9 protein-coding genes are annotated in these 26,017 nt (G+C 62.8%); 3 read left to right on the plus strand and 6 right to left on the minus strand.

Going from position 1 to position 26,017, the window contains the following annotated elements:
- The first annotated feature begins 13 nt into the window (after positions 1 to 13).
- Together ACZ89E_RS02085 and ACZ89E_RS02090 are read left to right on the plus strand one after the other, a co-directional pair.
- Positions 14 to 13,591 (plus strand): non-ribosomal peptide synthase/polyketide synthase, encoded by a 13,578-nt coding sequence (locus ACZ89E_RS02085; protein ID WP_476254734.1) that lies wholly within the window; start codon positions 14 to 16, stop codon positions 13,589 to 13,591.
- Positions 13,592 to 13,670: 79 nt separating this feature from the next.
- Positions 13,671 to 14,627 (plus strand): alpha/beta hydrolase, encoded by a 957-nt coding sequence (locus ACZ89E_RS02090; RefSeq protein ID WP_476254735.1) that lies wholly within the window; start codon positions 13,671 to 13,673, stop codon positions 14,625 to 14,627.
- 127 nt (positions 14,628 to 14,754) lie between these two features.
- Here ACZ89E_RS02090 and ACZ89E_RS02095 read toward each other — a convergent pair whose 3' ends face one another.
- The 5 genes from ACZ89E_RS02095 to pvdM form a co-directional block, all read right to left on the minus strand.
- Positions 14,755 to 17,235, minus strand: coding sequence for a TonB-dependent siderophore receptor (locus ACZ89E_RS02095; RefSeq protein ID WP_476254736.1), 2,481 nt, complete (start codon positions 17,233 to 17,235; stop codon positions 14,755 to 14,757).
- A 114-nt stretch (positions 17,236 to 17,349) separates the two neighbouring features.
- Positions 17,350 to 18,999: a cyclic peptide export ABC transporter gene (locus ACZ89E_RS02100; RefSeq protein WP_463258006.1), complete on the minus strand. Its 1,650-nt coding sequence runs from the start codon at positions 18,997 to 18,999 to the stop codon at positions 17,350 to 17,352.
- Positions 19,000 to 19,107: 108 nt separating this feature from the next.
- Positions 19,108 to 19,995, minus strand: a complete 888-nt coding sequence (gene pvdO, locus ACZ89E_RS02105) for a dihydropyoverdine dehydrogenase (RefSeq protein ID WP_476254737.1) — start codon at positions 19,993 to 19,995, stop codon at positions 19,108 to 19,110.
- Positions 19,996 to 20,063: 68 nt separating this feature from the next.
- Positions 20,064 to 21,350, minus strand: a complete 1,287-nt coding sequence (pvdN, locus tag ACZ89E_RS02110; RefSeq protein ID WP_476254738.1) for a pyoverdine-tailoring periplasmic protein PvdN — start codon at positions 21,348 to 21,350, stop codon at positions 20,064 to 20,066.
- On the minus strand, positions 21,347 to 22,717 hold the full coding sequence (pvdM, locus tag ACZ89E_RS02115; protein ID WP_476254739.1) for a pyoverdine-tailoring dipeptidase-like protein PvdM: 1,371 nt from the start codon (positions 22,715 to 22,717) through the stop codon (positions 21,347 to 21,349). The genes pvdN and pvdM overlap by 4 nt, the downstream gene beginning before the upstream one ends.
- A 210-nt stretch (positions 22,718 to 22,927) precedes the next feature.
- Here pvdM and pvdP point away from each other — a divergent pair, with 210 nt between their 5' ends.
- Positions 22,928 to 24,553 carry a pyoverdine maturation tyrosinase PvdP gene (gene pvdP / locus ACZ89E_RS02120; RefSeq protein WP_476254740.1) on the plus strand — a complete coding sequence of 542 codons (1,626 nt, stop codon included), beginning with the start codon at positions 22,928 to 22,930 and terminating at the stop codon, positions 24,551 to 24,553.
- A gap of 66 nt (positions 24,554 to 24,619) precedes the next feature.
- Here pvdP and ACZ89E_RS02125 read toward each other — a convergent pair whose 3' ends face one another.
- Entirely contained in the window at positions 24,620 to 26,014 is a 1,395-nt protein-coding gene (locus ACZ89E_RS02125) for an efflux transporter outer membrane subunit (RefSeq protein ID WP_476254741.1), read from the minus strand.
- Positions 26,015 to 26,017 lie beyond the last annotated feature (3 nt).

The raw sequence follows: 26,017 nt of genomic DNA on the forward strand, positions 1-26,017 counted from the left end.
GAGGGAACAACGCGTGCAAGAGTTAATCGAGTCGGTAGGACAACTTTCGGCTAAGCAAAGAAAGGCCCTGGCGGTTCTGCTCAAGCAGAAAGGCGTCAACCTCTTTGACATCGCCCCGGTTTTCAAGCGCACGGCCGAAGAGCCGCTGCTGCTGTCCTACGCTCAACAGCGCCAGTGGTTCCTCTGGCAATGGGCGCCGCACAGCGCCGCCTACAACATTCCGACGGCCCTGCGTTTGCAGGGGCCGCTGGATGTGGCCGCGCTGCAAAGCAGCATCCAGGCATTGATTGAACGACACGAAACCTTGCGCACGGTGTTCACCCAGGAAGCCGAGCAACCTTTGCAAGTGATCCTGCCCGCAGGACCCTTTGCCCTTGATACCCATCAACTGAGCCCTGCGCAGTCGAGCGCCCCGGATGAACCCATCCAGGCGTTCGTCCAGGCCCAGAGCCAGAAGACTTTTGATTTGCAGCACGGCCCGCTGTTGCGCGCAGCCCTGCTGCAAGTTACCCCCGATGACCACGTGTTGGTGCTGACCCTGCACCACATCGTCTCCGACGGCTGGTCGCTGCAAGTCATGATCGAGGAGCTGGTGCAGCTGTACGCCGGTTTCAACCTCGGCCACGCCGCCGGATTGCCCGCCTTGCCGATTCAATACGCCGACTATGCCCTGTGGCAGCGGCAGTGGATGGAGGCCGGCGAGCAAGCGCGTCAGTTGGCTTACTGGCAACAAAAGCTCGGTGGCGAACAACCGGTGCTGGAGCTGCCCACCGACCGCGCGCGTTCGGTGGATCAAAGCTTTGCCGGTGCCAGCCACAATTTGATTCTCGACCCGGCACTGAGCAATGGCCTCAAGGCATTCGCCCGCCAGGAAAACGTCACGCTGTTCGTGGTGTTGCTGGCGGCTTTCCAGGCGCTGTTGCACCGTTACAGCGGTCAAGCCGACATTCGCGTCGGCGTGCCGGTGGCCAACCGTGGCCGGGTGGAAATCGAGCGTCTGATCGGTTTCTTCGTCAACACCCAGGTGCTCAAGGCTGACGTCGATGGGCAAAGCCGTTTTGTCGATTTGCTGCGTCAGGTCAAGCTCACCGCGCAAGAAGCCCAGGCGCATCAGGATCTGCCGTTCGAGCAGTTGGTGGAAGCCCTGGAGCCGGGCCGCAGCCTGAGTCACAGTCCGTTGTTCCAGGTGATGTTCAACCACACCGCAGAACGTCGGGCGAGTGTGCACACTCGTCTGAACGGGTTGCACATCGAGCCGCTGCAATGGCAGAGCCAGACCGCGCAGTTCGACCTGGTGCTCAACACCACCGAGCAGGCCCATGGCATCGAAGCGGTGCTCAAATACGCCACTGACCTGTTCGATGCGGCCACCATTGAACGCCTGGCCGAGGATTGGTCTGAGCTGTTGCGGGCGATTGTCCAGGACCCGAGCCAGCGTATCGCCCAATTGCCGATGCTCGGCGCCGCCCGGCAGCAGCAATTGCTTGCGCAATGGAACCCGGCACGGGTTGCCCACCCGGTCAGCCAGTGTCTTCATCAAGCCATCGAGACGCAGGCCGAGCGTTATCCCGAGGCGGTCGCCGTGGTGTCTGGCGAACAGCGCCTGAGCTACGCCGAACTCAACCGTCGCGCCAACCAATGGGCGCATCACCTGATCGCGCGGGGCGTTGGCCCGGACGTGCGGGTAGGGGTGTCGGTCGAGCGTTCGCTGGACATGATCGTCGCCATCATCGCGGTGCTGAAGGCGGGTGGGGCCTATGTGCCGCTAGACCCGAGTTACCCGCACGATCGCTTGAGCTACATGATCGAAGACAGCGGCATCGAATTATTGCTGGCCCAGGGGCATCTGCTGGCGCAACTGCCGATCCCGCAGGGGCTCGACTGCCTCGACCTGAATCAGTCGCCGGAGCAGGACAACAGCAGCAACCCGGTCTGCCTGACCACGCCGGACAACCTGGCCTATGTCATTTACACCTCGGGCTCCACCGGCAAACCGAAAGGCGCCTTGCTGCCCCATAGCAATGTGATGCGCCTGTTCAGCGCCACCGACCACTGGTTCGGTTTCGGCCCTCATGACAGCTGGACGCTGTTCCATTCCTACGCCTTCGATTTTTCGGTCTGGGAAATTTTCGGCGCGCTGCTGCACGGCGGCAAACTGGTGGTCGTGCCCCACGACGTCAGCCGTTCCCCGGACGATTTCTACACCTTGCTCTGCGATGAACAGATCACCGTGTTGAACCAGACACCGTCGGCGTTCAAGCCGTTGGTGCAAGTGGCCAGCGCCTCGTCGCGCCACCACGCGCTGCGTTATGTGGTGTTCGGTGGCGAAGCCCTGGAAGTACAAAGCCTGCGCCCCTGGTTCGAGCGCTTCGGCGACCGCGCGCCGCGGCTGGTCAACATGTACGGCATTACCGAAACCACGGTGCACGTGACGTATCGCCCGTTGTCCCTGGCGGATTTGCAACAAAGCCACGCCAGCCCGATCGGCGAACCGATTGTCGACCTGTCTTGGTACTTGCTCGATGGCGCGCTGAACCTGGTGCCCCAAGGCTGTATCGGCGAGTTGTACATTACCGGCGATGGCCTGGCCCGGGGTTACCTGAACCAGCCGGGCATGACCGCCACGCGTTTTGTGCCTGACCCGTTCAACCCGCAAAGCGGGGCGCGCCTGTACCGCACCGGCGACCTGGCGCGGCTGCGCGGCGACGGGGTGATCGAGTACATCGGTCGTATCGACCATCAAGTGAAGATCCGTGGTTTCCGCATCGAGTTGGGGGAAATCGAAACCCAACTGCTCAAGCACCCGGGCGTGCGCGAGGCGGTGGTGCTGGCGATCGAAGGGCTGAGCGGTCCTCAACTGGCGGCCTGGATCGTGCCGAACGAGGCGCTGCCGGATGATGCCCACGCCGCGCTGCGCGACGGGATCAAGGCGCACCTGCGCGAGACGTTGCCGGACTACATGGTGCCGTTCAACTGGGCGTTCCTGGAGCGTCTGCCGCTGACGGCCAACGGCAAGTTGGACCGCAAGCAATTGCCGCACCCGGACGTGATTCAGGTGCAGGAGGTTTACGCCGCGCCGCGCAATGAGCTGGAACAACGTCTGGCCGAGATCTGGCAGGACGTGTTGAAGGTCGAGCGTGTCGGGCTCAACGACAACTTCTTCGAGCTGGGCGGTGACTCGATCATCTCGATTCAGGTGGTCAGCCGGGCGCGTCAGGCGGGTATCCGTTTTTCGCCCAAGGACATCTTCCAGCACCAGACCGTGCGGCGTCTGGCCACCGTCGCGCAACAGAGCGATGCGGTGCTGGCGATGCAAGGGGATGTCATCGGCGAGGCCGTGCTGACACCGATCCAGCAGTACTTTTTCGGCACCGGGATTCCCCAGCGTCAACACTGGAACCAGTCGATCCTGCTGACCCCGGCCGAGCCGCTGAACGCGGCGCCGCTGGAACAGGCGCTGCTGCACCTGCAACGGCATCACGATGCCTTGCGCCTGCGCTACCGTGAAACCGCCGGTGCCTGGCGCCAGGTGCATGCCGCGGTCGATCAGCCCACCGCGTTGCTGCGCACGGTCACCCTGCACGACAGCGACGCCTTGCCGGCGCTGTGCCTGGAGCTGCAACGCAGCCTGGACCTGAGCGACGGCCCGTTGATCCGCGCGGTGTTGGTGGACTTGCCGGATGCCAGCCAACGCCTGTTGCTGGTGATTCATCACCTGGTGGTCGATGGCGTGTCGTGGCGTATTTTGCTCGAAGACTTGCAAAGCGCTTACCAGCAGATCAGCGCCGGCCAGGCCTTGAAGCTACCGGCCAAGACCACCGCGTTCAAGGATTGGGGCGAACGCCTGCAAGGGTATGCCCGCAGTGCCACGCTGGAGGCCGAACTGGCTTACTGGCGCGAGCAGCTGGCCGCCGCCCCGGTCGATTTGCCGCTGGACCGTCCCCACGGCCAGTTGCAAAACCGCTTCGAGCGCAGCGTCGACACTCGCTTTGATGCCGAGCGCACCCGGCAATTGCTGCAACAGGCGCCGGCGGTCTATCGCACTCAGGTCAATGACCTGCTGCTGACCGCACTGGCTCAGGTCCTGTGTGCCTGGACCGCTTCCGACAGCGCCCTGGTGCAACTCGAAGGCCATGGTCGTGAAGACCTGTTCGACGACCTCGACCTCAGCCGCACCGTCGGCTGGTTTACCAGCATGTTCCCGGTGCGCCTCAAACCCCAGGCCAGTGTCGAAGCGTCGATCAAGGGCATCAAGGAACAACTGCGGGCGGTCCCGAACAAGGGCATCGGCTTCGGGCTGTTGCGTTACCTGGGCAGCGCCGAATCGCAAGCGGCCTTGCGCGATCTGGTGCAACCGAAGGTCACGTTCAACTATCTCGGCCAGTTCGACAACAACTTCGATGAGGCCGCGCTGTGGGTGCCGGCCACCGAAAACAAAGGCGCCGGGCAAGATGAACAGGCGCCGATGAGTAACTGGCTGACCATCGATGGCCGGGTTTACCAAGGGCAGTTGAGCCTGACCTGGACCTATAGCGGTGATGTCTTTGAAGAAAGCACCATCAATGCCCTGGCCCGTGCCTATGAAGTGGCGCTGGGCGAGTTGATCGATCATTGCCTGAACCACCCGAGCGGTGGTTTGACGCCCTCCGACGTGCCGCTGGCCGGGTTGTCCCAGGCGCATCTGGACAGCCTGCCGATTGCCGCGCAGCGGATCGAGGACCTTTATCCGCTGGCGCCGATGCAGCAGGGGATTCTGTTTCACAGCCTGTACGACGCCGATGCCAGTGCCTACGTCTATCAGATGCTGCTGGATATCGACGGTCTGGACGTCCCGCGCTTCCAGCAATCCTGGCAGCGCGTGGTGGATCGCCATGAAGTGCTGCGGGCCGGTTTTATCTGGGGCAGCGATGGCCTCGATACGCCGTTGCAGGTGATCTATCGCCAGTTGACCCTGGAAATGCCGGAAGTGGATGTGCGCGGCGAACCGGATCAGGCCGCCGCCCTCGAAGCGCGGGCGCGGGCTGACCTGGAGCGCGGTTTCGATCTGCAGAACCCGCCGTTGCTGCGCTTGTGTCTGTTGCGCACCGCGGATGATCGGCACCGGTTGATCTTCACCTGCCACCACATCCTGATGGATGGCTGGAGCAACTCGCGGATGTTCGGCGAAGTGCTGCAGGATTACGCCGGTCAACCGGTGCCCAGTGCCCAGGGCCGTTACCGCGACTTCCTGGCCTGGCTGCAACGCCAGGACAAAGACGCGGCGCAAGCCTTCTGGCGCGGGCAACTGGCGCAGCTGAGCGAACCGACCCGGTTGGCGTGCGCCTGTCACGGGCAGACCGTGCCGGGGCCGGGCAAGGGCGTGCATCGCCTGACGTTCGACGCGGCATTCACGCAACGGCTGAACGGTTTCTCCCGTCAGCAACAAGTGACGCTCAACAGCCTGGTGCAAGCGGCGTGGCTGCTGGTGTTGCAACGCTACACCGGTCAGGCCAGCGTCGCGTTCGGCGCCACGGTGTCTGGGCGTCCGGTGGATTTGCCGGGTATCGAGCAACAACTCGGGCTGTTCATCAACACCTTGCCGGTGATCGCCAGTCCGCAAGCCACCAGCAGCGTCCGCGACTGGGTGCGCAGCGTACAGGACAAGAACCTGCAGCTGCGCGACTACGAGCAGACGCCGTTGCAGGATATCCAGCGTCTGGCAGAACTCAGTGGCGAAGCCTTGTTCGACACGTTGCTGGTGTTCGAAAACTACCCGGTCTCGGAAACCCTCGAGGCGAATCCGGGCGGCTTGGGTTTTGGCAGCCTGGAACACCGCGAGCAAACCAACTATGCCTTGACCCTGATCGCCGGTGCCGGCGAGGTCTTGAGCCTGGACTTCAACTACCTCACAGCACACTTCGCCGAGCGCAGCATTGTCGGCCTGGCGGGGCATCTGCAAGCCGTGCTGCTTCAGTTCCTCGAAGCGCCGCAGCGTGTGCTGGGTGAAATCGGCCTGTTGTCGTCCAGCGAACTGCTCACCCTGGCGCAATGGAACGACCATCAAGCGCCATACCCGAGGCAGTCGCTGATTCATCACGGCTTCGAAGCCCAGGCGCAACGCCGGCCGCAGGCGCTGGCCTTGAGTCATGGCGGCGTGGCGCTGAGCTACGCCGAACTCAACCGCCAGGCCAACCAGTTGGCCCGGCGGCTGGTGCAGTTGGGCGTCGGCCCTGAAGTGCGCGTGGGCGTGGCGATGCCGCGCTCGGCGGAATTGGTGATTGCGCTGATGGCGGTGCTCAAGGCCGGTGGCACCTACGTGCCGCTGGACCCGGACTATCCGGCCGATCGCGTGGCGTACATGCTCGAGGACAGCCAGGCGAAAGTCCTGCTGACCCAGCAGGCGCTGCTCGCCCAATTGCCGTCTACCGAGGCCCATGTGGTGTTGGTGGAGGCGGGTGGCCTGGCGTTTGTTGACCTCGGCGCGGACAACCTGGAACCCCGGGGTGATTGCGCCAACCTCGCGTACGTGATCTACACCTCCGGTTCCACCGGCAAGCCCAAGGGCGTGGCCATCGCCCACCGTAATGTCCAGGCGCTGATTCACTGGTCCCTCGAGGTCTACAGCGATGAAGACCTGCAGGGCGTGCTGGCCTCGACATCGGTATGTTTCGACCTGTCGGTGTGGGAGATTTTCGTCACCCTGGCGCGCGGCGGCTCGATGATCGTCGCCCGCAATGCGCTGGAGCTGCCGGACCTGCCGGAGCGCGATCAGGTGCGCCTGATCAACACCGTGCCGTCAGCCATAGCGGCGTTGCAGCGGACCGGGCAGATCCCGCCGGGTGTGCGGATCATCAACCTCGCCGGTGAACCGCTTAAGCAGACCCTCGTCGACAGCCTGTACCGCGACACGTCGGTGCAGCACGTCTACGACCTGTACGGGCCGTCCGAAGACACCACCTATTCGACCTGGACCCGTCGCGACGCCGGCGGTTTGGCCAACATTGGCCGGCCGCTGGTCAACACCACGGCGTACTTGCTCGACGCACAACTGCAGGCGGCGCCCATCGGCGTGGCGGCCGAACTGTACCTGGCTGGCGACGGCATCACCCGGGGCTACCTGTTCCGTCCAGGCCTGACCGCCGAACGATTCGTGCCTGACCCGTTGGCGAACAACGGCGAGCGCATGTACCGCACCGGCGACCTGACTCGCTTGCAGGACGGTGGCGTGATCGAATACGTCGGACGCATCGACCATCAGGTCAAGGTCCGTGGTTTCCGCATCGAGCTGGGGGAAATCGAAACCCGAATGCTGGCTCATGCCAGCGTGCGTGAAGGCGTGGTACTGGCGGTAGAGGGCAACAATGGCCAGCAACTGGTGGCCTACGTGGTGGCCGTGCAGACCGACCTGAGCCTGCAGGAGCAAGACGAACTGAGCGAGGCCCTGAAAGCTGCGCTCAAGGCGCACTTGCCCGAGTACATGGTGCCGGCGCAGTGGCTGTTCCTCGACCAGTTGCCGCTGACTCCAAACGGCAAACTCGACCGCAAGGCCTTGCCGGCCCCGGACGCCAACCCCCTGTCGCGCGATTACGTGGCACCGCGCACGGCGCTGGAACAGCAATTGGTGCAGATCTGGCAAGACATCCTGAAAATCGACCGGGTCGGGGTGAGCGACAACTTCTTTAGCCTGGGCGGCGATTCGATCATTTCCATCCAGGTGGTCAGCCGTGCGCGCCAGGCGGGCATTCGCTTCACGCCCAAAGACCTGTTCCAGCAGCAGACCGTGGAGGGGCTGGCGACCGTGGTGTCCTTTGATCCGGCGCTGCTATCGGCCGAACAAGGCGCCGTGATGGGCAGCACGCCGTTGCTGCCGTTGCAGCAATGGTATTTGCAGACCCCGCAAACACAGCGTCCGCGCCATTGCTCGATACGGCTTGAACCGCAGGTGCCGCTGACTCTGGCGTTGCTCGAACAGGCAATGCAAGCGTTGGTGGGTCAGCACGACAGCCTGCGCCTGACATTCGCCGACGGCGTTGCCCGTTATCAAGAGCCAGGTGCCGCGCGGGTGCGACAACAGCGGGTGAGCGATCTTGCGCAACTGCAACGCCTCGCTGAACAGGCGCAAGCGGAGCTGGATCCGGCACACGGCCCGCTGTTGAGCGCGGTGCTCTTCGAGCTGCCGCAGGGTCAACAACGCGTACTGGTGGTCGCTCATTGGCTGGCGGTGGACAACGCATCATGGTCGCTGCTGTTGCAGGACTTGCAGCGTGTTTGCCGGCAACTGCTGGCCGGTGACCGCGTGACGTTCCCGGTCAAGACCACCTCGTTCCAGCGCTGGAGCGAGCAACTGCTGGAGTTTGGCCGCAGCGATGCGTTGCTGACGCAAGTGCCGTTCTGGCAAGCGCAGCACAGCGGCGATGCCATGCTGTTGCCGCTGGATTCGCCGCAAGGTCAATCCGCCGCGGCGACGCGGGTCACTGCGCTCGATCCAGCCGCCACGCAGCAACTGCTTACCCAAGCCCCGGACGCTTACCGCACCGGGCGCAATGAACTGCTGCTGGCCGCACTGACGCGGGTTATCTCGCGCTGGAGTGGTCAGCCGACGGTTGTCTTCGAGCTTGAGGCCGACGGGCGTCAGGCGTTGGGCGAGGCGCTGGACCTGAGCCGCACCGTCGGTGCTTTCCGTCATCGCTACCCGGTACGCTTGACGGCCGACGCGCTGATGGCGGACTCGATCAAACAGATCAAGGAACAACTGCGGGCGGTGCCGGATCAGGGCATTGGCCATGGCTTGTTGCAGGATCACCTGCATGGGCCGGTGCCTTGTATCGGTTTCACCTTCCACGACACCCTCGACTGGGTGGGCGATGGCGTGTTGGTGGCGGACGATGACGCCTTCGAGCACCTGTCGGCGCCTTCCAGCCAGTGCCTGAGCCTCGATGCACAGTTGCACAACGGTGCGTTGCAGCTGCGCTGGTCGTTCAACCCGCAGCAGTTCAATGCCTCGACCCTCCAGCGCCTGGCGCACGAGTATGTGCAGGAACTGCGTGCATTGACCGAGCACTGCTGCCAGCCGGATAGCCGTGGCCTGACACCATCGGACTTCCCGCTGGCGGGCCTCGATCAGGCCCAGCTCGACGCGCTGCCGGTGACGGCGGCGGACATCGAAGACATCTATCCGTTGTCGCCGATGCAGGAAGGCATGTTGTTCCACACCCTGTCCGACAACGGCAGTAGCCTGTACATGCAACAGGTCAGCCTGCCGGTCAAAGGGCTGGACGTGGAGCGCTTCCGTGGCGCCTGGGAATTCATCATCGAGCGCCAGGCCATTCTGCGCACCAGTTTCCACTGGCAGGACGGCTTGGCCAAACCGTTGCAGATCGTCCATTACCATGCGCCGTTGCAAATGGCAGTGCTCGACTGGCGTGATCGGGAGGTCAGCGAAGCGCAGATCGCCGAGTTTGCCACCGTGGACCGTGCGAACGCATTTGACTTGTCGAAGGCATGTCTTCAGCGGGTAACGTTGCTGCGCCTGAGTGACGAGCAGTTCCAGATGATCTGGACCAGCCACCACATTCTGATGGACGGCTGGAGCAGTTCGCGGCTGTTCGGTGAGGTGTTGCAGTACTACTCCAAAGGCCAGGTCAGTGGAGAGAACGGGCGTTACCGCGACTTCATCGGCTGGCTGCAAGCCCAGGACCAGAATGCCCAGGAGGTGTTCTGGAAAGCCCGTCTGGCGCCGGTCACCGAACCGACGGCGCTGAGCCAGGCGATGCACCCGCGCTTCTCGGCCGATGTGTCCGGGCACGATGCGATTTATTCAAACTGGAACACGTCGCAGACCGCGCGCTTGCAACAGTTCTGCCGCGACCTGCGGATCACCCCCAACACCTTGATCCAGGGCGCGTGGCTGTTGCTGTTGCAGCGTTACACCGGCCAGCGCACGGTCACCTTCGGCGCCACGGTGTCCGGGCGTCCCGAGAGCCTGCCGAATGTCGGCAACATGCTTGGGCTGTTCATCAACACCTTGCCGATCATCCAGACCCCGGAACCGGATCAGCGCCTGGCCGACTGGCTCAACCAGGTCCAGGCCTGCAACCTGGACATTCGCGATTATTCCCAGGTCCCGCTGGCTGATGTGCAGCGTTGGTCCAACCTGGGCGGCCAGGGCTTGTTCGACAGCATCATCGTGTTTGAGAACTTCCCGATCGATGACCGCTTGCAAGAGGAAAACGACACGGAGCTGACCTTCGGAAAATCCATCGGCCATGGAGTGACCAACGTGCCGATGGACCTGGCGGTGATGCTCGGCGACGAGTTGTCCATCGAGTACCTGTACCTGCGCAGCCACTTCAGCGCCGAGGCCGTGGAAGGCATTCGCCTGACAATGGAAAACACCCTTGAGGCGATGATGAGCGCTCCTTACGAACGCCTGGGTAACTTGCAGCGTTTGTCCTGCGAGCAGTGGCACGCGATGCAGGCCTGGAGCGCAGAACCGGCCGCTGATCATCAGGCGACGCTGTTGCCGCAACTGATCAGCCAGCATGCGCTGCACCAGCCCGAGGCGATCGCGCTGCAATGCGCCGGGTTGAGCCTCAGCTATGGCGAACTCGAACAGCGGGCCAATCGTCTGGCGCATTGCCTGATCGAACACGGCGCCGGCCCGGAAGTGGTCATCGGCGTGGCACTGCCGCGATCCCTGGAAATGGTGGTCAGCTTCCTCGCGGTGCTCAAGAGCGGGGCGGCCTATGTGCCACTGGACATCGATTATCCGCCGGAGCGCCTGGCGTTCATGATCGAAGATTCGCGGATGGCGCTGCTGTTGACTCAAAGCAGCCTGCGCGGCGCGTTGCCGGCCCCCGAAGGCCTGCTGCGCCTGGAAATCGATCACCTCGACGAAGCCCGTTACACCGATGCGGCCCCTGTTTGCCGCGTCCAGGAGCAGGGGTTGGCCTATCTGGTCTACACCTCCGGTTCCACCGGTCGGCCAAAAGGCGTCGCGGTGACCCAGGGTCCGTTGAGCATGCATTGCCAGGCGATCGCCAAGCTGTATGAAATGGACACCGACAGTTGCGAATTGCACTTCATGTCCTTCGCCTTCGACGGTGCCCATGAACGCTGGTTGAGTACGCTTTACAGCGGTGGTCGCCTGGTGATTCGTGACGGTTGCCTGTGGACCCCCGAACAGACTTATCAGGCCCTGCACGAGTACGGTGTGACGATTGCCTGCTTCCCGCCGGCCTACCTCAAGCAACTGGCCGAATACGCCGCCGCCAGTGGCATCGCGCCGCCGCCCGTGCGCATCTACTGCTTCGGTGGCGACGCGGTGCCGGATCAGACGTTCGAACAAGTGAAGGCGGCGCTGCGCCCCGAGTACTTCACCAACGGTTATGGCCCGACGGAAACGGTGGTCACGCCGATGCTGTGGAAAGTGCCGGTAAGCCAGCGCTGTGAAGCGGCTTATGCACCGATTGGCCGAGCCGTGGGTGGTCGCTCGCTGTATGTGCTGGACGAAGACCTGAATCCGCTGCCGCCCGGTTTTTCCGGCGAGTTGTACATTGGCGGCTACGGTATCGCCCGTGGTTATCACCATCGGCCGGACCTGACCGGGGAGCGCTTCGTGCCTAACCCGTTCGCGGCCGGCGAGCGGCTCTACCGCTCCGGCGACCTGGTGCGTCTGCGGCCTGACGGCGTGCTCGACTACGTCGGGCGTATCGACCATCAAGTCAAGGTGCGCGGGTTCCGTATCGAGCTGGGTGAAGTCGAGGCCAGCTTGCGGCTACTCGAGCAGGTCAGCGATGCGCTGGTCATCGCCCGGGACAATGCCAGTGGCAAGCAGTTGATCGGTTACGTCGTCACCCCTGACGGACAGGACCTGGGCGATGCGCTCAAGGCCGGTCTGCGGGCGACGCTGCCGGAGTACATGGTGCCGGCGCAGATTGTCTGCCTCGACGCTTTCCCGGTCACGCCCAACGGCAAACTGGACCGCAAGGCACTGCCGGAGCCGGAGTTCAAAAGCGAAGACTATGTCGCGCCGCGCAATCAACAGGAGCAACTGCTGGCCGAGATCTGGGCCCAGGTGCTGCAGGTGGAGCAGGTCGGTATCAGCGACAACTTCTTTGAACTGGGTGGTGATTCGATTCTCAGCCTGCAAGTGATTTCCCGGGTGCGCAACCACCCAACGTTGAAGATGGACCTGAAGCTGCGCGACCTGATGCGTCTGCAAACCATCGCCGGGATTGTCGAACAGGACGGGGCGAAACCGGCCACGCAACAGCTGTCGGAGGACATCACCCATGTGGCCAGCGAAGGCCTGTTCAACCTGTTGCCGATCCAGGAGTGGTTCTTCGCCGAAGGCATGTCCGAGGCGCACCACTACAACCAGTCGCTGTTGTTGAGTGCGCGTCAGGCGTTGGACCTGGATGCACTGGAACACGCCTTGGGCTGGATCGAAAAACACCACGATTCGCTGCGCCTGCGCTTCTGCCAGGAAGGTGGGCGCTGGTTGCAGCGATACGCGGCGCCGACCGATCAACGCGAGCCGTTGCTGTGGCGGCGCGAGGCGCAGGACCGCGAGCAGGTTGAAGCCCTGGCGAACCTGACCCAGCGCAGCCTTAAACTCGATGACGGCCCAGCCTGGCGCGCGGTGCACATCGCGTTGCCGGACGGCCAGGCACGGCTGTTGATGGTCATTCACCATTTGGTGGTCGATACGGTGTCCTGGCGGATTCTGCTCGACGATCTGAAAGTGGCGTACGAGGCTTGCGTCATGGGCCTGGAACCCCAATTGCCGATTCGCACCAGCAGTTATCGTGCATTTGCCGAGGCCTTGCAGGCGCAGGCACCGGTGATTGCCGAGCAAGAACTCGGGTATTGGCTGGAGCAACTCGATCAGCCGGGCGTGGATCTGCCGTGCGACAACCTGCGAGGCAAGAACCAGGTGCGGCAGCAGGCGCAGGCGCGGCTCAAGTTGTCCCGCGAGCACACCGAACAGTTGCTCAAGCAGGCCCCGGCGGTCTATCGCACGCAGATCAACGATTTGCTGCTGACCGCACTCAGCCGTGCATTGTGCCGCTGGAGCGAACAGTCATCGGCGCTGATTCTGCTGGAAGGGCACGGTCGCGAAGACCTGTTCGAGCGCATCGATCTGAGCCGCAGCCTGGGCTGGTTCACCAGCATGTTCCCGGTGCGCCTGAACCCGAGCGAGGACATCGGTGCGTCGATCATCAATGTGCAGGCGCAACTGGCCGCGGTGCCGCGCAAGGGCATTGGTTATGGCGTGTTGCGTCATCTCGCCGGTTCGCAACTGGCCACCCAGTTGGCCGGGCTGCCGCAGGCCCGCGTGACGTTCAACTACCTGGGGCAGTTTGACCAGAGCTTCGATGAACAGGCGCTGCTGGTGCCGGCACTGGAGGAAACCGGCGACAACTACAGCCTCAAGGCGAACCTGGGCAACTGGCTGGAAATCGTCGGCCAGGTCTATGACGGTCAGTTGGCGTTGCGCTGCATCTACAGCACCCAGCGCTACCGGGCACAGACCATGGACGGCTTCATGCAGGGCTATCAGCACGAGCTGGAAGCGTTGATCGAGCATTGCATGGCGCGGGTCAGTTGATCGGTCGTCAGCCGGCAATCTTGTGGGAGCAGGCTCGCTCCCTCCGTTTTTCTATTTTGTGGGTACGAGGATTTTATCGATGGCGTTACACCCTGATCTGGAAGCCTTCCTCGACCTGGCGCAAGACAGCCAGGACGCGGGCTTGCCGGCCATGCATCAACTGACCCCGGCCCAGGCCCGGGACACCTTCGAACAAACCACCGCGCAGTTGCGCTGGCCCGCGCCCCAGGACCTTGAGGTGCTGGAGGTCAACACGCCGGCCCGCGATGGCGCACCTCTGGCTTTGCGTTTGTATCGGCCCAACGGTGCGCCGGCGTCGATGCCGGTGTTGGTGTACTTTCACGGCGGCGGGTTTGTGGTTGGCAGCCTGGACTCCCATGATGGCGTCTGCCGCGAGTTTTGCCGGCGCACGCCGTGTGCCGTGCTCTCGGTGGGGTATCGCCTGGCGCCGGAACACCGCTTCCCGACGGCGCTGGAGGATGGCGAGGACGCTTTATCGTGGTTGGCCGAGCACGCGCTCGCACTGGGTCTGAATGTCAGTCGCGTAGCGTTTGGCGGCGACAGCGCCGGGGCGACACTGGCCACCGTGCTGGCGTTGCAGGCGGTGGTCCAGCCGCACACCGTGGCCATCGCGCCGAAAGCCCAATTGCTGTGTTACCCGGTCACCGATGCCTCGCGCACCCGTGATTCGCGGGCCTTGTTCAGCGAAGGTTATTTGCTGGAGGACGAGACGCTGGACTGGTTCTACCAGCACTACGCCCGCACGCCGGCAGACTACCTGGACTGGCGCTTCTCGCCGCTGCTGGCCGAGGATGTGCGCGGTGTGGCGCCGGCAATTGTGCTGCTGGCCGGCTTCGATCCGTTGCTGGACGAAGGCCAGGCGTATGTCGACAAACTGCGTGAGCAGGGCGTCAGTGTAGAGCTCGAACATTGCCCCGGCCTGACCCATGACTTGCTGCGCATGGCCTCGGTGATGCCGGATGTCCTGGCCGTGCACGAAACCTTGAGCCGTGCGCTGAGCCGGCATTTGCGGTAAACCGGAATTAACACCGCTTTGGCGAGCAAACCGGCTCCCTCATAAACGCTAAAAGCAGCGTTGGGTGGGTTCCAAGACACAGGCATAAAAAACGCCCCGCAATGCGGGGCGTTTTTTATGGGGGGTATCAGAAGTCGGCTTTGACCGACATCACGAAGTTGCGCGGATCGCCATAGAAGTTACCGAAGCCTTCGGTACCGATGGTGGAGTAGTAGCGCTTGTCAAACAGGTTGTTGCCGTTGAGTGCCACCGACCAGGTGTCATCGATGCGGTAGCCGATGCGACCGTTCCAGACGGCATAGCCGGACTGAGTGATCTTTTTGCCGCTGGTTGGCGAGGTGCGGTAGTTATCGCTCTGGGCGTTGACGCCGGCGCCAATCGTTACACGATCCAGCGGACCGCTCAGGCTGTAGTCCCCCCATACGCGCAGCAGGTGGCGCGGCACATACGAGTTGTACGACAGGCCGTCCTGGCTGGCATCGGCGTCTTCCAGCACCTTGGTCTGGGTGTAGGTGTAGCCGGCCAGCAGTTGCAGGCGATCAATGACTTCACCGCTGACTTCCGCTTCGAAGCCCTGGGCGCGGACCTTGCCGGAGTTCATGGAGCAGCTGCCGTCTTCGCACGCCGGGTCGTCCTGGGCGGCGTCTTTCTGGATCGTGCGGAACAGGTTGAAGGAACTGTTGAGGCGACCGTCGTACCAGGCGCCCTTGATCCCCAGTTCATAGCTCTGGCCAATCAACGGCTTGAGGGTGCTGCCGTTGAGGGTCTTGTAGCCGCCCTGCGGGGTGAAGATGTCCGAGTAGCTGGCGTAGGCCGTCAGGTTGTCGTTGATGTCGAACAGTAACCCGGCAAACGGTGTGACTTGTCCGGTTTCAGTCGCCTTGGTGTTGACGGGCGTGCCTTCACCGCGGAAGAACTGAACGGAGTCGGTTTCGGATTTGTACCAGCTCACGCGGCTGCCCAATACGAAGGTCAGCGGTTCGGCGAGCTTCAGGCGAGCGGTGGAGTAGACGCCATATTGCTCGATGCGCATGTCCACCGGACCACCGCGGGACGCATTCGCCAGGTAATAGCTATCGTCGGGTTTCGGGAGGTGGTGATCAGGGTTCAGGACGTTCTGGCGCTGGGGCAGGGCGGCCACGGCGTAGAAGTCGTCCTTGTGGGAACGGCTGGCGTTGGCGCCGACGGTCAGTTCGTGCTCCAGGCCGAACGCCTCGAATTTGCCGTCTACGTAGGTATCGAAACCGTAGTCGACCTGATCGTAGTCGTACGTGCTGCCCAGCATCAGGGTGTTGGAGCTGGTGGCGCCGACCGGCACCGAACCGCTCGGGAACGCATATTCCATGTCCTGGGTGTTGCGCGAGTAGACCCCGGCCACTTTCAGTGCCCAGTCGTCGTTGAAGCGGTGGGTCAGGTCACCGAAGTAGGTGGCTCGCTTGCTGCGCTGGTTGTTCCAGGCGGTGTTCAGGCAAGTGGAACGCTTGAGGTGCAGGTCGCTGCCGTCGGCGTAGCGCGGCAGACCGCCCCAGCACGGGGTGGCATCGACGTCTTCATATGAGATGCCCAGGCCCAGCGTGGTGTCGGGGCTGAGGTCGAAGTCCAGGGCGCCGTAGTAGATTTGATCCTTGCGGCTGGCGACGTCGTAGAAGTACTGGCGCGTCTGCTGGGTGACCACGGCGCGTCCACGGATGGTGCCGGAGTCATTCAGCGGGCCGCCGGTGTCAACCTGGGCGCGATAGTTGTCCCAGGTGCCCGCGGACAATTGCAGTTGAGTGTGCGGGGTATCCTGGCCGCGCTTGCGCACGAAATTGACACCACCCGCTGTGCCACCGGCCCCTTTCATCATCCCGGCCGCGCCGCGCAGCACTTCGACGCGGTCGTAAATGGCCATGTCGCTGTTGAAGCTGTCGGCCTGCACATAGCTGCTGCCGATATCCAGAGGCACGCCGTCGTACTGGTACTGGCCGGTCATGCGGAAACCGCGGGAATAGAAATACTTGCCGCCCATCGGCGAGTCGTAGACGGTGATGCCCGGGGTCTTTTCCATGACCTGTTCGATGGTGTTCAGGTTCTGGTCATCGAGCATCTTGCGGGTCATCACCGTGACCGATTGCGGGGTTTCCTTGAGGGAGTGTTCACCCTTGCCGATGGTCACCGCACCCGTGGTGTAGGAGTTGCTGCCCTCGGTGGTGGCTGCCAGTTGCTGACCGGTGACGCTGGTCGGCGCCAGTTCCATCGTGTTGCCGGTTGCGGGTGCCAGCAAGGTCACGGAGTTACCATCGCGCTGGTGACGCAGGCCGGTGCCCTTGAGCAACGCACTGAGCGAATCATCGTCGTTATAACGACCGTTGAGCGCGCTGGAACGCAGGCCCTGGATGCTTTCAGGGCTGTAGATGATTTGCAGGCTGGTCTGCTGACCCAGCACTTGCAGGGCCTGGGCCAACGGCTGGGCCGGGATGTTCAAGGTCCATTCCTGGGCCTGAACATACGGCGTCATGGCCATGGACATCGCCAGGCCGAGGCCGGTACTGGCCAGTCGGGAGCGCGTTGCGCCTTGCAGCAGCAAGGCTCGGGTCAGAGGGCGGAGCATGAAACGGGATGCGGACATGAGGTTAAGACCTTGGCAGGTATAGTTGTTAATGGTTCTTATTCATCTCATTAAGACGAGGACGCCGCGGTAAACCGGAAAACTATTTTTCCGGTTGATCCGCGGCGTCTTCAATCAAGCAGGTTGCAGTTCGCTTTTGACCTTGCCAGCCTCCATGCGTACGAGTTGATCGGCGACGTCGAAGTAGCGGTCATCGTGGGAAATCACGATGATGGTCTTGCCCAGTCGCTTGAGGTCGGGCAGCAACTCGGTGTAGAAAATCCGTCGGAACGTCGGGTCCTGATCGGCCGCCCATTCATCGAACACCAGCACCGGGCGCTCCTCGAGCCAGGCATTGACCAGCGCCAGGCGCTTGCGTTGCCCGGTGGACAGGTCGGTGGTGCTGAAGGCGCCGTCGCGGACGCTGACCTTGTGCGCGATCTCCAGGCGTTCGAGGTAGCGCGTGGCATCCTGCGGCACTTGTTGATCGCCCTGGATCAGGTCGTCGAACAGGTAGTAGTCGGCAAACACCGTGGTGAAGTTCTGTCGGTAATCGTCACGGTTCAACGCCGTGATCGGCTGGTCGTTGACGCGGATCTCACCCTCGGTCGGCGCATACAGGCCCAGCAGCAGTTTGATCAGGGTGGTCTTGCCGCAGCCGTTCTCGCCGACGATGAAGACGATATCGCCTTGTTCGATTCGCAGATTCACCGGGCCGAGACGGAACGGTTCGCTGCCTTCCACGGCGGGGAAGGCGTAGCGCACGTTGCTTAACTCCAGGCTGTTCACCGGCCCGGCCTTGCGGCCCTGGTCTTGCAGCAGCAGGTGCGGCTCAGGCGAGGAAAACTGCTCGCTCAGCTCGGCAATCCGGCGGAAGGCAATCTGCGCCCGGCTGATGATCGGCAGGGTGCTGACCAAGTGCTCCAGTGGCCCTTTCATGTACAGCAGCACCAGCACAAAACCGCTCATTACCGCTTTGTCGGAACTCGGCCAGAACGATTGAAGGGCCAGCGCGAGGCCGATCACCACGAAGAACAGCATCGAGCCGAACGACTTGGCGATCACGAACGTATTGATCGACTTGATCTGGGTGTCGCAGATTTTTTCCGAGGTTTTCTGGATGCCGGCCACGAACATGCGCTGGCGCCGCGGGCGATGGATACGCAGTTCCTTGGCGCCTTCGGCAATCGCGTTGTAATGCTTTTGCAGTTCATCCTCGGAGTCCCGCGCAGCATAAAAACCGCGCATGCCCTTGGCCCGGGCAATCGCCTGGATCGTGGTGCCGATGGCAATCGCCACCAGCATCATCAGGAACATCGGCCAGGACAGCATGGCCAGATAACCGAGACAACCGAAGGTTACGGTCAGTGAAATGGCCAGCGGTGCGAACGCGAAGGCGAAGTCGCTGATGGTGTCCACGTCATGGGTCAGCACCGGAATCAAGCGGTGGCTGCGGTAGCGCTCGATCTGGTCGATCGGCGCCGACAGCACTTTCTCCCCCAGTTCCTTGCGCAGCCTGGCAATGATGTGTTGGCCGACATAGTTGGTGCCGATGTCGGACAGGATCTGGGTCAGCAACGCCACGACGCACAGGCCGGCGAAGATCATGACCACGGTGCGGGTCAGGCCGTCGGCAGAGTGCAGGGCGTTGTTGATGGTCGCCAGCAACACGGTGACGCTCAGGCCTCCGATCATGCCGAGCACGATGGACACAGAGACGATCAGGCGGAAGGGCTTGAGCAGGGCGAACAATTCGTTGATCGCCCCACGCGTTGGCTTGGTCATGGAGGATTCCTGCTTCGATGCGGAGGGAGTGCCGGTACTTGGAAAAACGAACGATTGCGCTGTTTCTTTAAACGACCGCAGACAAGGCTACGGTCGTCAGGGGTTGCATCAGAGATCGCGGACTACGCGAAAGCCCAGCCAGTCGCCTTTGCTGGTCGGCCAACTGCTGTTGCGATTGCCGGAACGGGAGAACACCGGGGCTTCGCCCCAATCGTTGCCGCGCATGACCTGGCGTTCACAGTTGGCCTGCACCCACGGGCTGCCGTCGGTGGGTACGCCGGAATAGTCCTTGTGGTAGCAATCGGCGGTCCATTCATAGACGTTGCCGTGCAGGTCGTACACGCCGAATGCGTTGGCCGGGAAGGTGCCTGCCGGCGAGGTGAAGTTGTAGCCATCGGCAGCGCCGTAGGTGTTGGCGTGTCTGGAAATCTGATAGTCGGCACCTTCATCGAACGGGAACGGGAATGAGCCCGTGCTGCCTGCACGGGCGGCGTATTCGCGGATCGATTCGCTCTGCAGGCGATAGGCCTGGCCGGTTTTCTTCGACAGCCAGTCAATGTAGCCCTGGGCTTCGGCAACGTTCATGCACACCGCCGGGTCCCGTGGTGTTTGCGCGAAGGTCGGTTTGCCGGCCGTGCAGCGGCGGCCCGGACGATCATCGAAATCGTAGGGTTTGTTCCCGGTGGCCTTGACGTAGGCGTCCCATTCGCTGACCAGCACCTGGAAGCGGCTGATGGCGAAGGGTTTGGTGAAGGTCACTTCGTGGCGCGGGCCTTCATCCGGCTCGCGTCCGACCTCATCGTCCGGCGTGCCCATGGTGTAGCTGCCGGTGGGCAGCACGACCATTTCCGGGCAGTCCTTGCAGTCCTTGAACACGTTGCCCGGTGTCGGCGGGGTGGAGGCCTGGGCGACAGCGGGCATGAGGTAGCCGAGCAGGGCCGTCAGCGCCAGGGCTGACAAGGTCTTGAGGGAGGATGACAGGAGGGGCTTTTTCATAAGTCGTCTCTAGTAAAGGAAGCTGTGTCTGCAAAGAGCGGGGCGCCACGCAACCCTGTGGCGGCGGTTCAGGCCTTCAGCTTTTTGCCGAGGATCGCCATGAACCGGTCCACTTCGTGCTCGGTGTTGAGCAGGCCGGGCGCGGTGCGTATTACCGGGCCGACGTCACGACTGACCGCGTCGCTGATGACGCGGTTTTCCATCAGGTACGCGGCCACTTCATCGCTGTCCTGGTCCCTGACCCGGAAGAAACTGAACCCGGCGGAAAACTGCGGATCGGCCGGGGTTACCAGTTCGATCTGAGGTTGCTCCTGCAGGCGTTGCTTCAAGTAGCTGTTGAGCTGATGGATGCGCGCCTGCACCTCGGCCGGGCCCAGTTCCAGGTGCAACTTGAAGGCTTCATCCACGGCCCAGCGGTGTTCGAAAGCGTGATAACCGCCCGGGGTCATGGTGTTGGAGAAATGCGTGGCTTCGGAGAACGTCGGCACGCTCGGGCTGACGTACTTCAGCTCTTCGCTGCGGCTGCACACCAGACCGGTGCCGCGTGGTCCGAACATCCATTTGTGGGTGCCGGCGATAAAAAAATCGCAGTTCATGGCCGGGAAACGCAGGTCTTCGACCCCGAAACCATGCACGCCGTCGACCACGTAGATGATCCGGTCCTTGTCGTCGCGTTGCCGATTGTGTTCATCCACCAGGCGCGAAATGTCGCTGATCGGCAGCTTCACGCCACTGCCCGAATGTACCCAGGTCATGCCGAGCACTCGGGTTTGCGGGCGGATATTGCGGTTGATGGTGTCGAGGACCTGATCCGTCGAAATACTCTGCGGGTTGTCGAACAGCGTGATCTTGCGCACCTGGGTGCCGTCGCGCTTATTGCGAAAATCGAGGATGTTGCGGGTCGAGTAATGCTCGTGAACCGTGGTCAGGATTTCCTGGTCGGGGCGCACGTGCACGCCACCATAAATCATCGCCAAACCTTCGGTGGTGCTGCCAGTGAGGGCAATCTGCTTCGGTGTGGCCTGCAGGTATTTGCCGGCCCAGATCCGCACGTTTTCTTCACGCTGCTCGGTCACACCGAGCTCCCAGTCCATGGCCAGCCCCGGATTCAGGTCGAGCGCCGCGCGATGCCGGTCGATGGCCTCGCGCACAGGCCTTGGGTGCGAGGTCACCAGAAAGTTGGCGAAGTGAATGCAGTCCGGGTCCTGGTTGAACAGTTGACGCAATTGCGCCCACTTGTCCCGGGGCAGGGCTGGCTGGGGGGCGGCGAGCGCCGGGTGACCGAGGCTGGCGCCCAGCGGCAGGCCGGCGGCCAGAACGCCGGCCTGTTTCAGAAACGTGCGACGATCACTCATGGCTTGGCTGAATCCTGGCGAGATAACAGCGCTGGCTTCGCGGCTTTTTGTACCTGTTCCCAGACCCGCAGGAAGTTGCCGCCCCAGAGCTTGGCGATATCGGCTTCGGAGTAACCGCGCTGAATCAGCTCGGCGGTGACGTTGCGGATTTCGCCAACGTTTTCCCAACCCTTGATCCCGCCACCGTCGTTGAAGTCCGAGGCGATGCCGACATGGTCGATGCCGATCTTGCGCACCGTGTAGTCGATCGCATCGCCGAGGTCCTTGAGCGTCGCCTTGGGTTCTTCTTCGAGAATCGCGTACAGGCCGCTGGCGTACTGACCGAGTTTTTGTTCGGACCAGGCGGTGATAATCGGATCGCCCGGCATCAGCGCCATGGCCAGGTCAGGCAAGGGCGGCAGGTCGAAACGTGCGCGCAGGGCGTTGAGTTTGTCCTGGGTACTCTGGGTCAGCGGCTTGAGGTATTGCGAGAAGCCCACCACTTGAACCACGCCGCCGCTGTTCTTGATCAGCTGCAATTCCTTGTCGCTGAGGTTGCGCGGGATGTCCACCGACGCCCGGGGCGCCGAGTGCGAAGCGACCATCGGTGTGCGGCTCAATTGCGCCACTTGCTCCAGGCCTTTGGTCGACATCTGTGAGACGTCGATAATCACGCCCAGGTCGTTGAGCCGGTGCACCGCTTGCTTGCCGATGTCCGACAGACCGTCGAGGGCATCGGGCGAATCATTGAAGAACGGCAGCGGCCGGGAGGAGTCGGCCCAGCTGTTGTTGCCGATGTAGCTGAAGCCAAACATGCGCATGCCGCGGGCGGCCCACAGGTCCAGTTTGCTCAGGTCATTACCCAGCGGGTAGGCGTTGAGCATGCTGATGAAAATGGCGAACTTGCCTTCGCCGTGCAGGCGGCGGAAGTCGTCAGGGGTGTAGGCGATCGCGACCTGGTTTGGGAAGTCGCGCACCAGCCCGGAGATGATCTTGTAGCGCACCTCCTGCTGATTGCGAGCTTCTTCGACAAAACCCTCGGTGGGGCGGTGCGGGGCATTCGGACCGTTCCACATTTCCGGCCAGCCGAACACCGTGAGCGCGGCGCCGGACAGGCGCCCGCGGTTGGCCTTGACCAGGTCGAACTGGCCGGAGCCATCCTTGTCGGCCTCGTTGCCATGGGCGCCAAAGCTCAGCGGTACGGTGATGTGGCTGTCGAAAGAGAGGATCCGCTCCTGCAGTTCGCTGGCCTGTTTCATCACCTTGACCGGATAGCCGGGGTTGTCCCGGAACCAGTAATCCCAGGCCAGGAAGCCAGCACCTGCACCGAGGGCCAGGGCCAGTGGCAGGCCAAGGTACACAGCCTTTTTCGAACGAGTTTTTGTCATTGCCATCTCAGTCAGGTTCGCCGTCGAGGTACAGGCGCAGGGGCCTTTGCTATCTGGGAAGAACGAGCGGCTGGCGAGGGAATTTAGGTGCGCGCTGAAAACATCGCTGTGAGGGATGGGCACTCTCTTTCACGGCGGCCATAAATTTCCCCCGCGAACAAACGTTCTAGCTTGGATAAAGCCTGCTTCATGGCTGACACAGGTAGGGCAATGACGATTTCTCGACGCTGGTTCATGGCGGGCCTGGCACTCACGGGCGCTGCGCTGCCTGCCGCTTTTTATGCACATCGTGAGCTGACCCGCGAGGAAGAGCCCATTACCCCGGGGGAGGCCACGGTCGATCTGGCGGACACTGCCGGTCAACACCTGGCTGACAGCCTGCGCGGGGTCTGGGACATCCGTTTCAGCGGCACCGACGCCGGGCTCGAAAGCCTGCCGCACGAGGGGCTGGAGTTGTTTATTGACATCGCCCACCGCGGGCGCGGTATGCGCGGCTACCTCGACACCGGTACCCGGTTGCGTGCCGAACAGGCGCCGGTTTATCAAGTGATCGGTGATCTGGCGCCGGGCAATGGCGCCGAGTTGTACTGGCGGCTGATACGCACCGACACGCCGATGGCGCCGCCCGTTTATGAATTCAAAGTCAAACTCGACGAGGTCTGGGCGGCGTTCGGCAATGCCGGTAGCGGCACGTTCAGCGGTCAGGTCATGCGTCTTGATCGGCCGCTTGCGTTGCCGGAACTCGACAACCGTTTTATCGCGATCAAGCGGCGGTTTCCCGAGGCGCGGGAGCGAACCGGCCTGAACCCGGAGCTGCTGGCGTGGCTGGTGGCGCCCGAGCACCGTTTGTTTCATCAGCTGTGGCATGCGTCCCGGGACAAATGGCACAAGCTCTCGGAAAAAAAGCGCGACGCGTTGCGCGGCATCGGCTGGCAACCCGGCCCACGAGACAAGGAGCGCGATGCCCGCGGCCCGCGCAAGGATCGTAACGGCTCCGGCATCGACTTTTTCTTCATGCACCGGCGCATGCTGGGGCTGGCTCGTTCCAAACAGGATCTACCGTCGTGGTCGGCCTTCCCGATGCCGCAACCCGAGCTGGAGCGCGACCGCCAGGGTTTCGCCCGTTATTTCGACAACCACGATGGCAACGCGTTGCCGCCAACCTGGTTGACGGAGGGCGACGACGAATACACCAAGTGGGTCAGCGACATCAAAGCCGCCGAGACCTACCACAGCAACTTCCAGGTCTGGGAGTCGCAGTACCGTGACCCGCGTTATCTATCGAAGCTGACCCTGGGCCAGTTCGGTTCGGAAGTCGAACTGGGCTTGCACGACTGGCTGCACATGCGCTGGGCGTCGGTGGCGCGTGACCCCTCCAACGACATCGCGGTGCCAATGGCCCGAGATCAGGCGGACTTCGCCGCCCGCTGGTACGCCCCGGAAAACGACTTTCTCGGCGATCCGTTTTCGTCTCATGTGAACCCGGTGTTCTGGCGTTTCCACGGCTGGATCGATGATCGCATCGAGGATTGGTTCCGCGCCCATGAACGCTTTCATCCGGGCGAGCTGAATCGCCTGGAAGTCAACGGCGTGCCGTGGTTTGCGCCGGGGCGTTGGGTGGAAGTCGATGACCCGTGGCTCGGGCCGGATACCCATGGCTGCAGTACCGTTGCGGGATTGCAGGTCGGGCGCTCGGTGGAGATGGACCCGGAGACCATGAAGCTGGCGCTGCGCATTACCTTTGGCGACGAAGACAACATGACCGACCTGTTCCGCAAGGTGCCGCAACGGCCGTGGTATGCGCGACATCTGAAGGTCAAGGGCTGGAGGGTTTAATCCTCCAGTCCGCGTTATCGTTCAATCGCGAGCCGGCTCGCGAAAGGGGTATCAGGATTCACTCCGTCAGATAACTTGCCAACCCCCACCCAGCGCCTTGTACAGCGCAATGCTCGCCTGCAGCCGCGACAACCGCAGTTGCACATTCATGTCTTGGGCGGCATACAGCGTGCGCTGGGTCTGCAGCACGGTAAGCAAGTCTTCGGCGCCTGCCTGGTAACGACTCTGGGCGATGTCGAAAGCGGTTTGTGCCTGGATCAGTTCTTCGGTTTGCCACTGACGTTGTTCGTCGAGGCCGCGAATGCTGGTGAGGGCTTTTTCGACATCGGCGAACCCGTTAATGATTGCACCGCGATACGTTTCCAGCAGCTCTTGCTGGCGCGCCGTGGCCTTGTCGCGCTCGGCGCTCAAGCGGCCATTGTTGAACACCGGCGCCACCAGCCCCGAGGACAGGTTGTAGAACGTCGTGCGCAGCAGGTCCGAGGCCATATCGGCACCGGTGCCGAGGCTGGCAGTGAGGGTGACCTTGGGCAGCATCGCCGCGCGGGCGACCGTCACGTCCGCCTGGGCCGCGGCGAGTCTGGCTTCGGCACTGGCGATGTCCGGGCGGCGGCGTAGCAGCTCGCTGGGCACGCCGCTGGCGATTTCTGGCCATTGCAGTTGCTCGAACGGTTGCGGCGATAGTGCCAACCCTTGTACCGGTTGGCCGAGCAGCGCGGCCAGCGTGATCAGGGCTTCCCGCGCCTGTTGGTGCACCCGTGGCAATGTGCGTTGCCGTTCGGCGACCAGGCTTTTTTGCTGGGCCAGTTCCAGTGCGGTGGCGCTGCCGGCGTCGTAGCGGGTTTGCACCAGGTGCAGGACGTTCTGCGCGTTCGCCAGGTTCAGCTCGGCGATCCGCACCTGTTCGCGCAGCGACAGGGTCTGGGTGTAGCTGTTGGCGACACCGCTTTGCAAGGTCAGCTCCACGGTGGCGCGCTCGAATTCACTGGCCTGCACGCCGAATGCGGCGCTGTCCCGGGCGGCCTGTTTGCCGCCCCAGAAATCGATTTCGTAACTGGCGCTGAGTTCGGCGTCGTAGTAATCGAGTGAGCGATTGTTCGGGTTGACGTCCAGTTGGCTGTAGCCCTTGCCGTGCAGCAGGCGTTGGCGATTGCCATTGAGTCCGGCCTTGACCTCGGGCAGCAGGGGCGCACCGGCAATGGTCGCGATGGCCTGGGCTTGCCGGACGCGGGCAACTGCGGCAGCGAGGTCATAGCTGCCCAATCGCGCTTGTTCGATCAGGCGATCCAGCTCCGGGCTGCCGAAGTGGGTCCACCATTGCCGATTGCCGTGCGCGGCCTCGGCGTTATTCGGCGACTGCCACGCAGCGGGGGGTTGTAAGCCGCTGTCGGGACGCGGCGCAGGGTTGCTGCAGGCCGCCAGCAAAAGGCTGGCGGCCAGGAGGGTCAAGTGGGCTTTCATAGG

The organism is Pseudomonas sp. TE3899 (assembly GCF_056279105.1).

What these genes read in the sequence shown, in the direction of transcription:
- pvdO (WP_476254737.1), bottom strand. Translation starts at nt 19,995, where the DNA reads ATGAAAAAGCCCCTCCTGTCATCCTCCCTCAAGACCTTGTCAGCCCTG.
- ACZ89E_RS02125 (WP_476254741.1), bottom strand. Translation starts at nt 26,014, where the DNA reads ATGAAAGCCCACTTGACCCTCCTGGCCGCCAGCCTTTTGCTGGCGGCC.
- ACZ89E_RS02095 (WP_476254736.1), bottom strand. Translation starts at nt 17,235, where the DNA reads ATGTCCGCATCCCGTTTCATGCTCCGCCCTCTGACCCGAGCCTTGCTG.
- pvdP (WP_476254740.1), top strand. Translation starts at nt 22,928, where the DNA reads ATGACGATTTCTCGACGCTGGTTCATGGCGGGCCTGGCACTCACGGGC.
- pvdM (WP_476254739.1), bottom strand. Translation starts at nt 22,717, where the DNA reads ATGACAAAAACTCGTTCGAAAAAGGCTGTGTACCTTGGCCTGCCACTG.
- ACZ89E_RS02100 (WP_463258006.1), bottom strand. Translation starts at nt 18,999, where the DNA reads ATGACCAAGCCAACGCGTGGGGCGATCAACGAATTGTTCGCCCTGCTC.
- ACZ89E_RS02090 (WP_476254735.1), top strand. Translation starts at nt 13,671, where the DNA reads ATGGCGTTACACCCTGATCTGGAAGCCTTCCTCGACCTGGCGCAAGAC.
- pvdN (WP_476254738.1), bottom strand. Translation starts at nt 21,350, where the DNA reads ATGAGTGATCGTCGCACGTTTCTGAAACAGGCCGGCGTTCTGGCCGCC.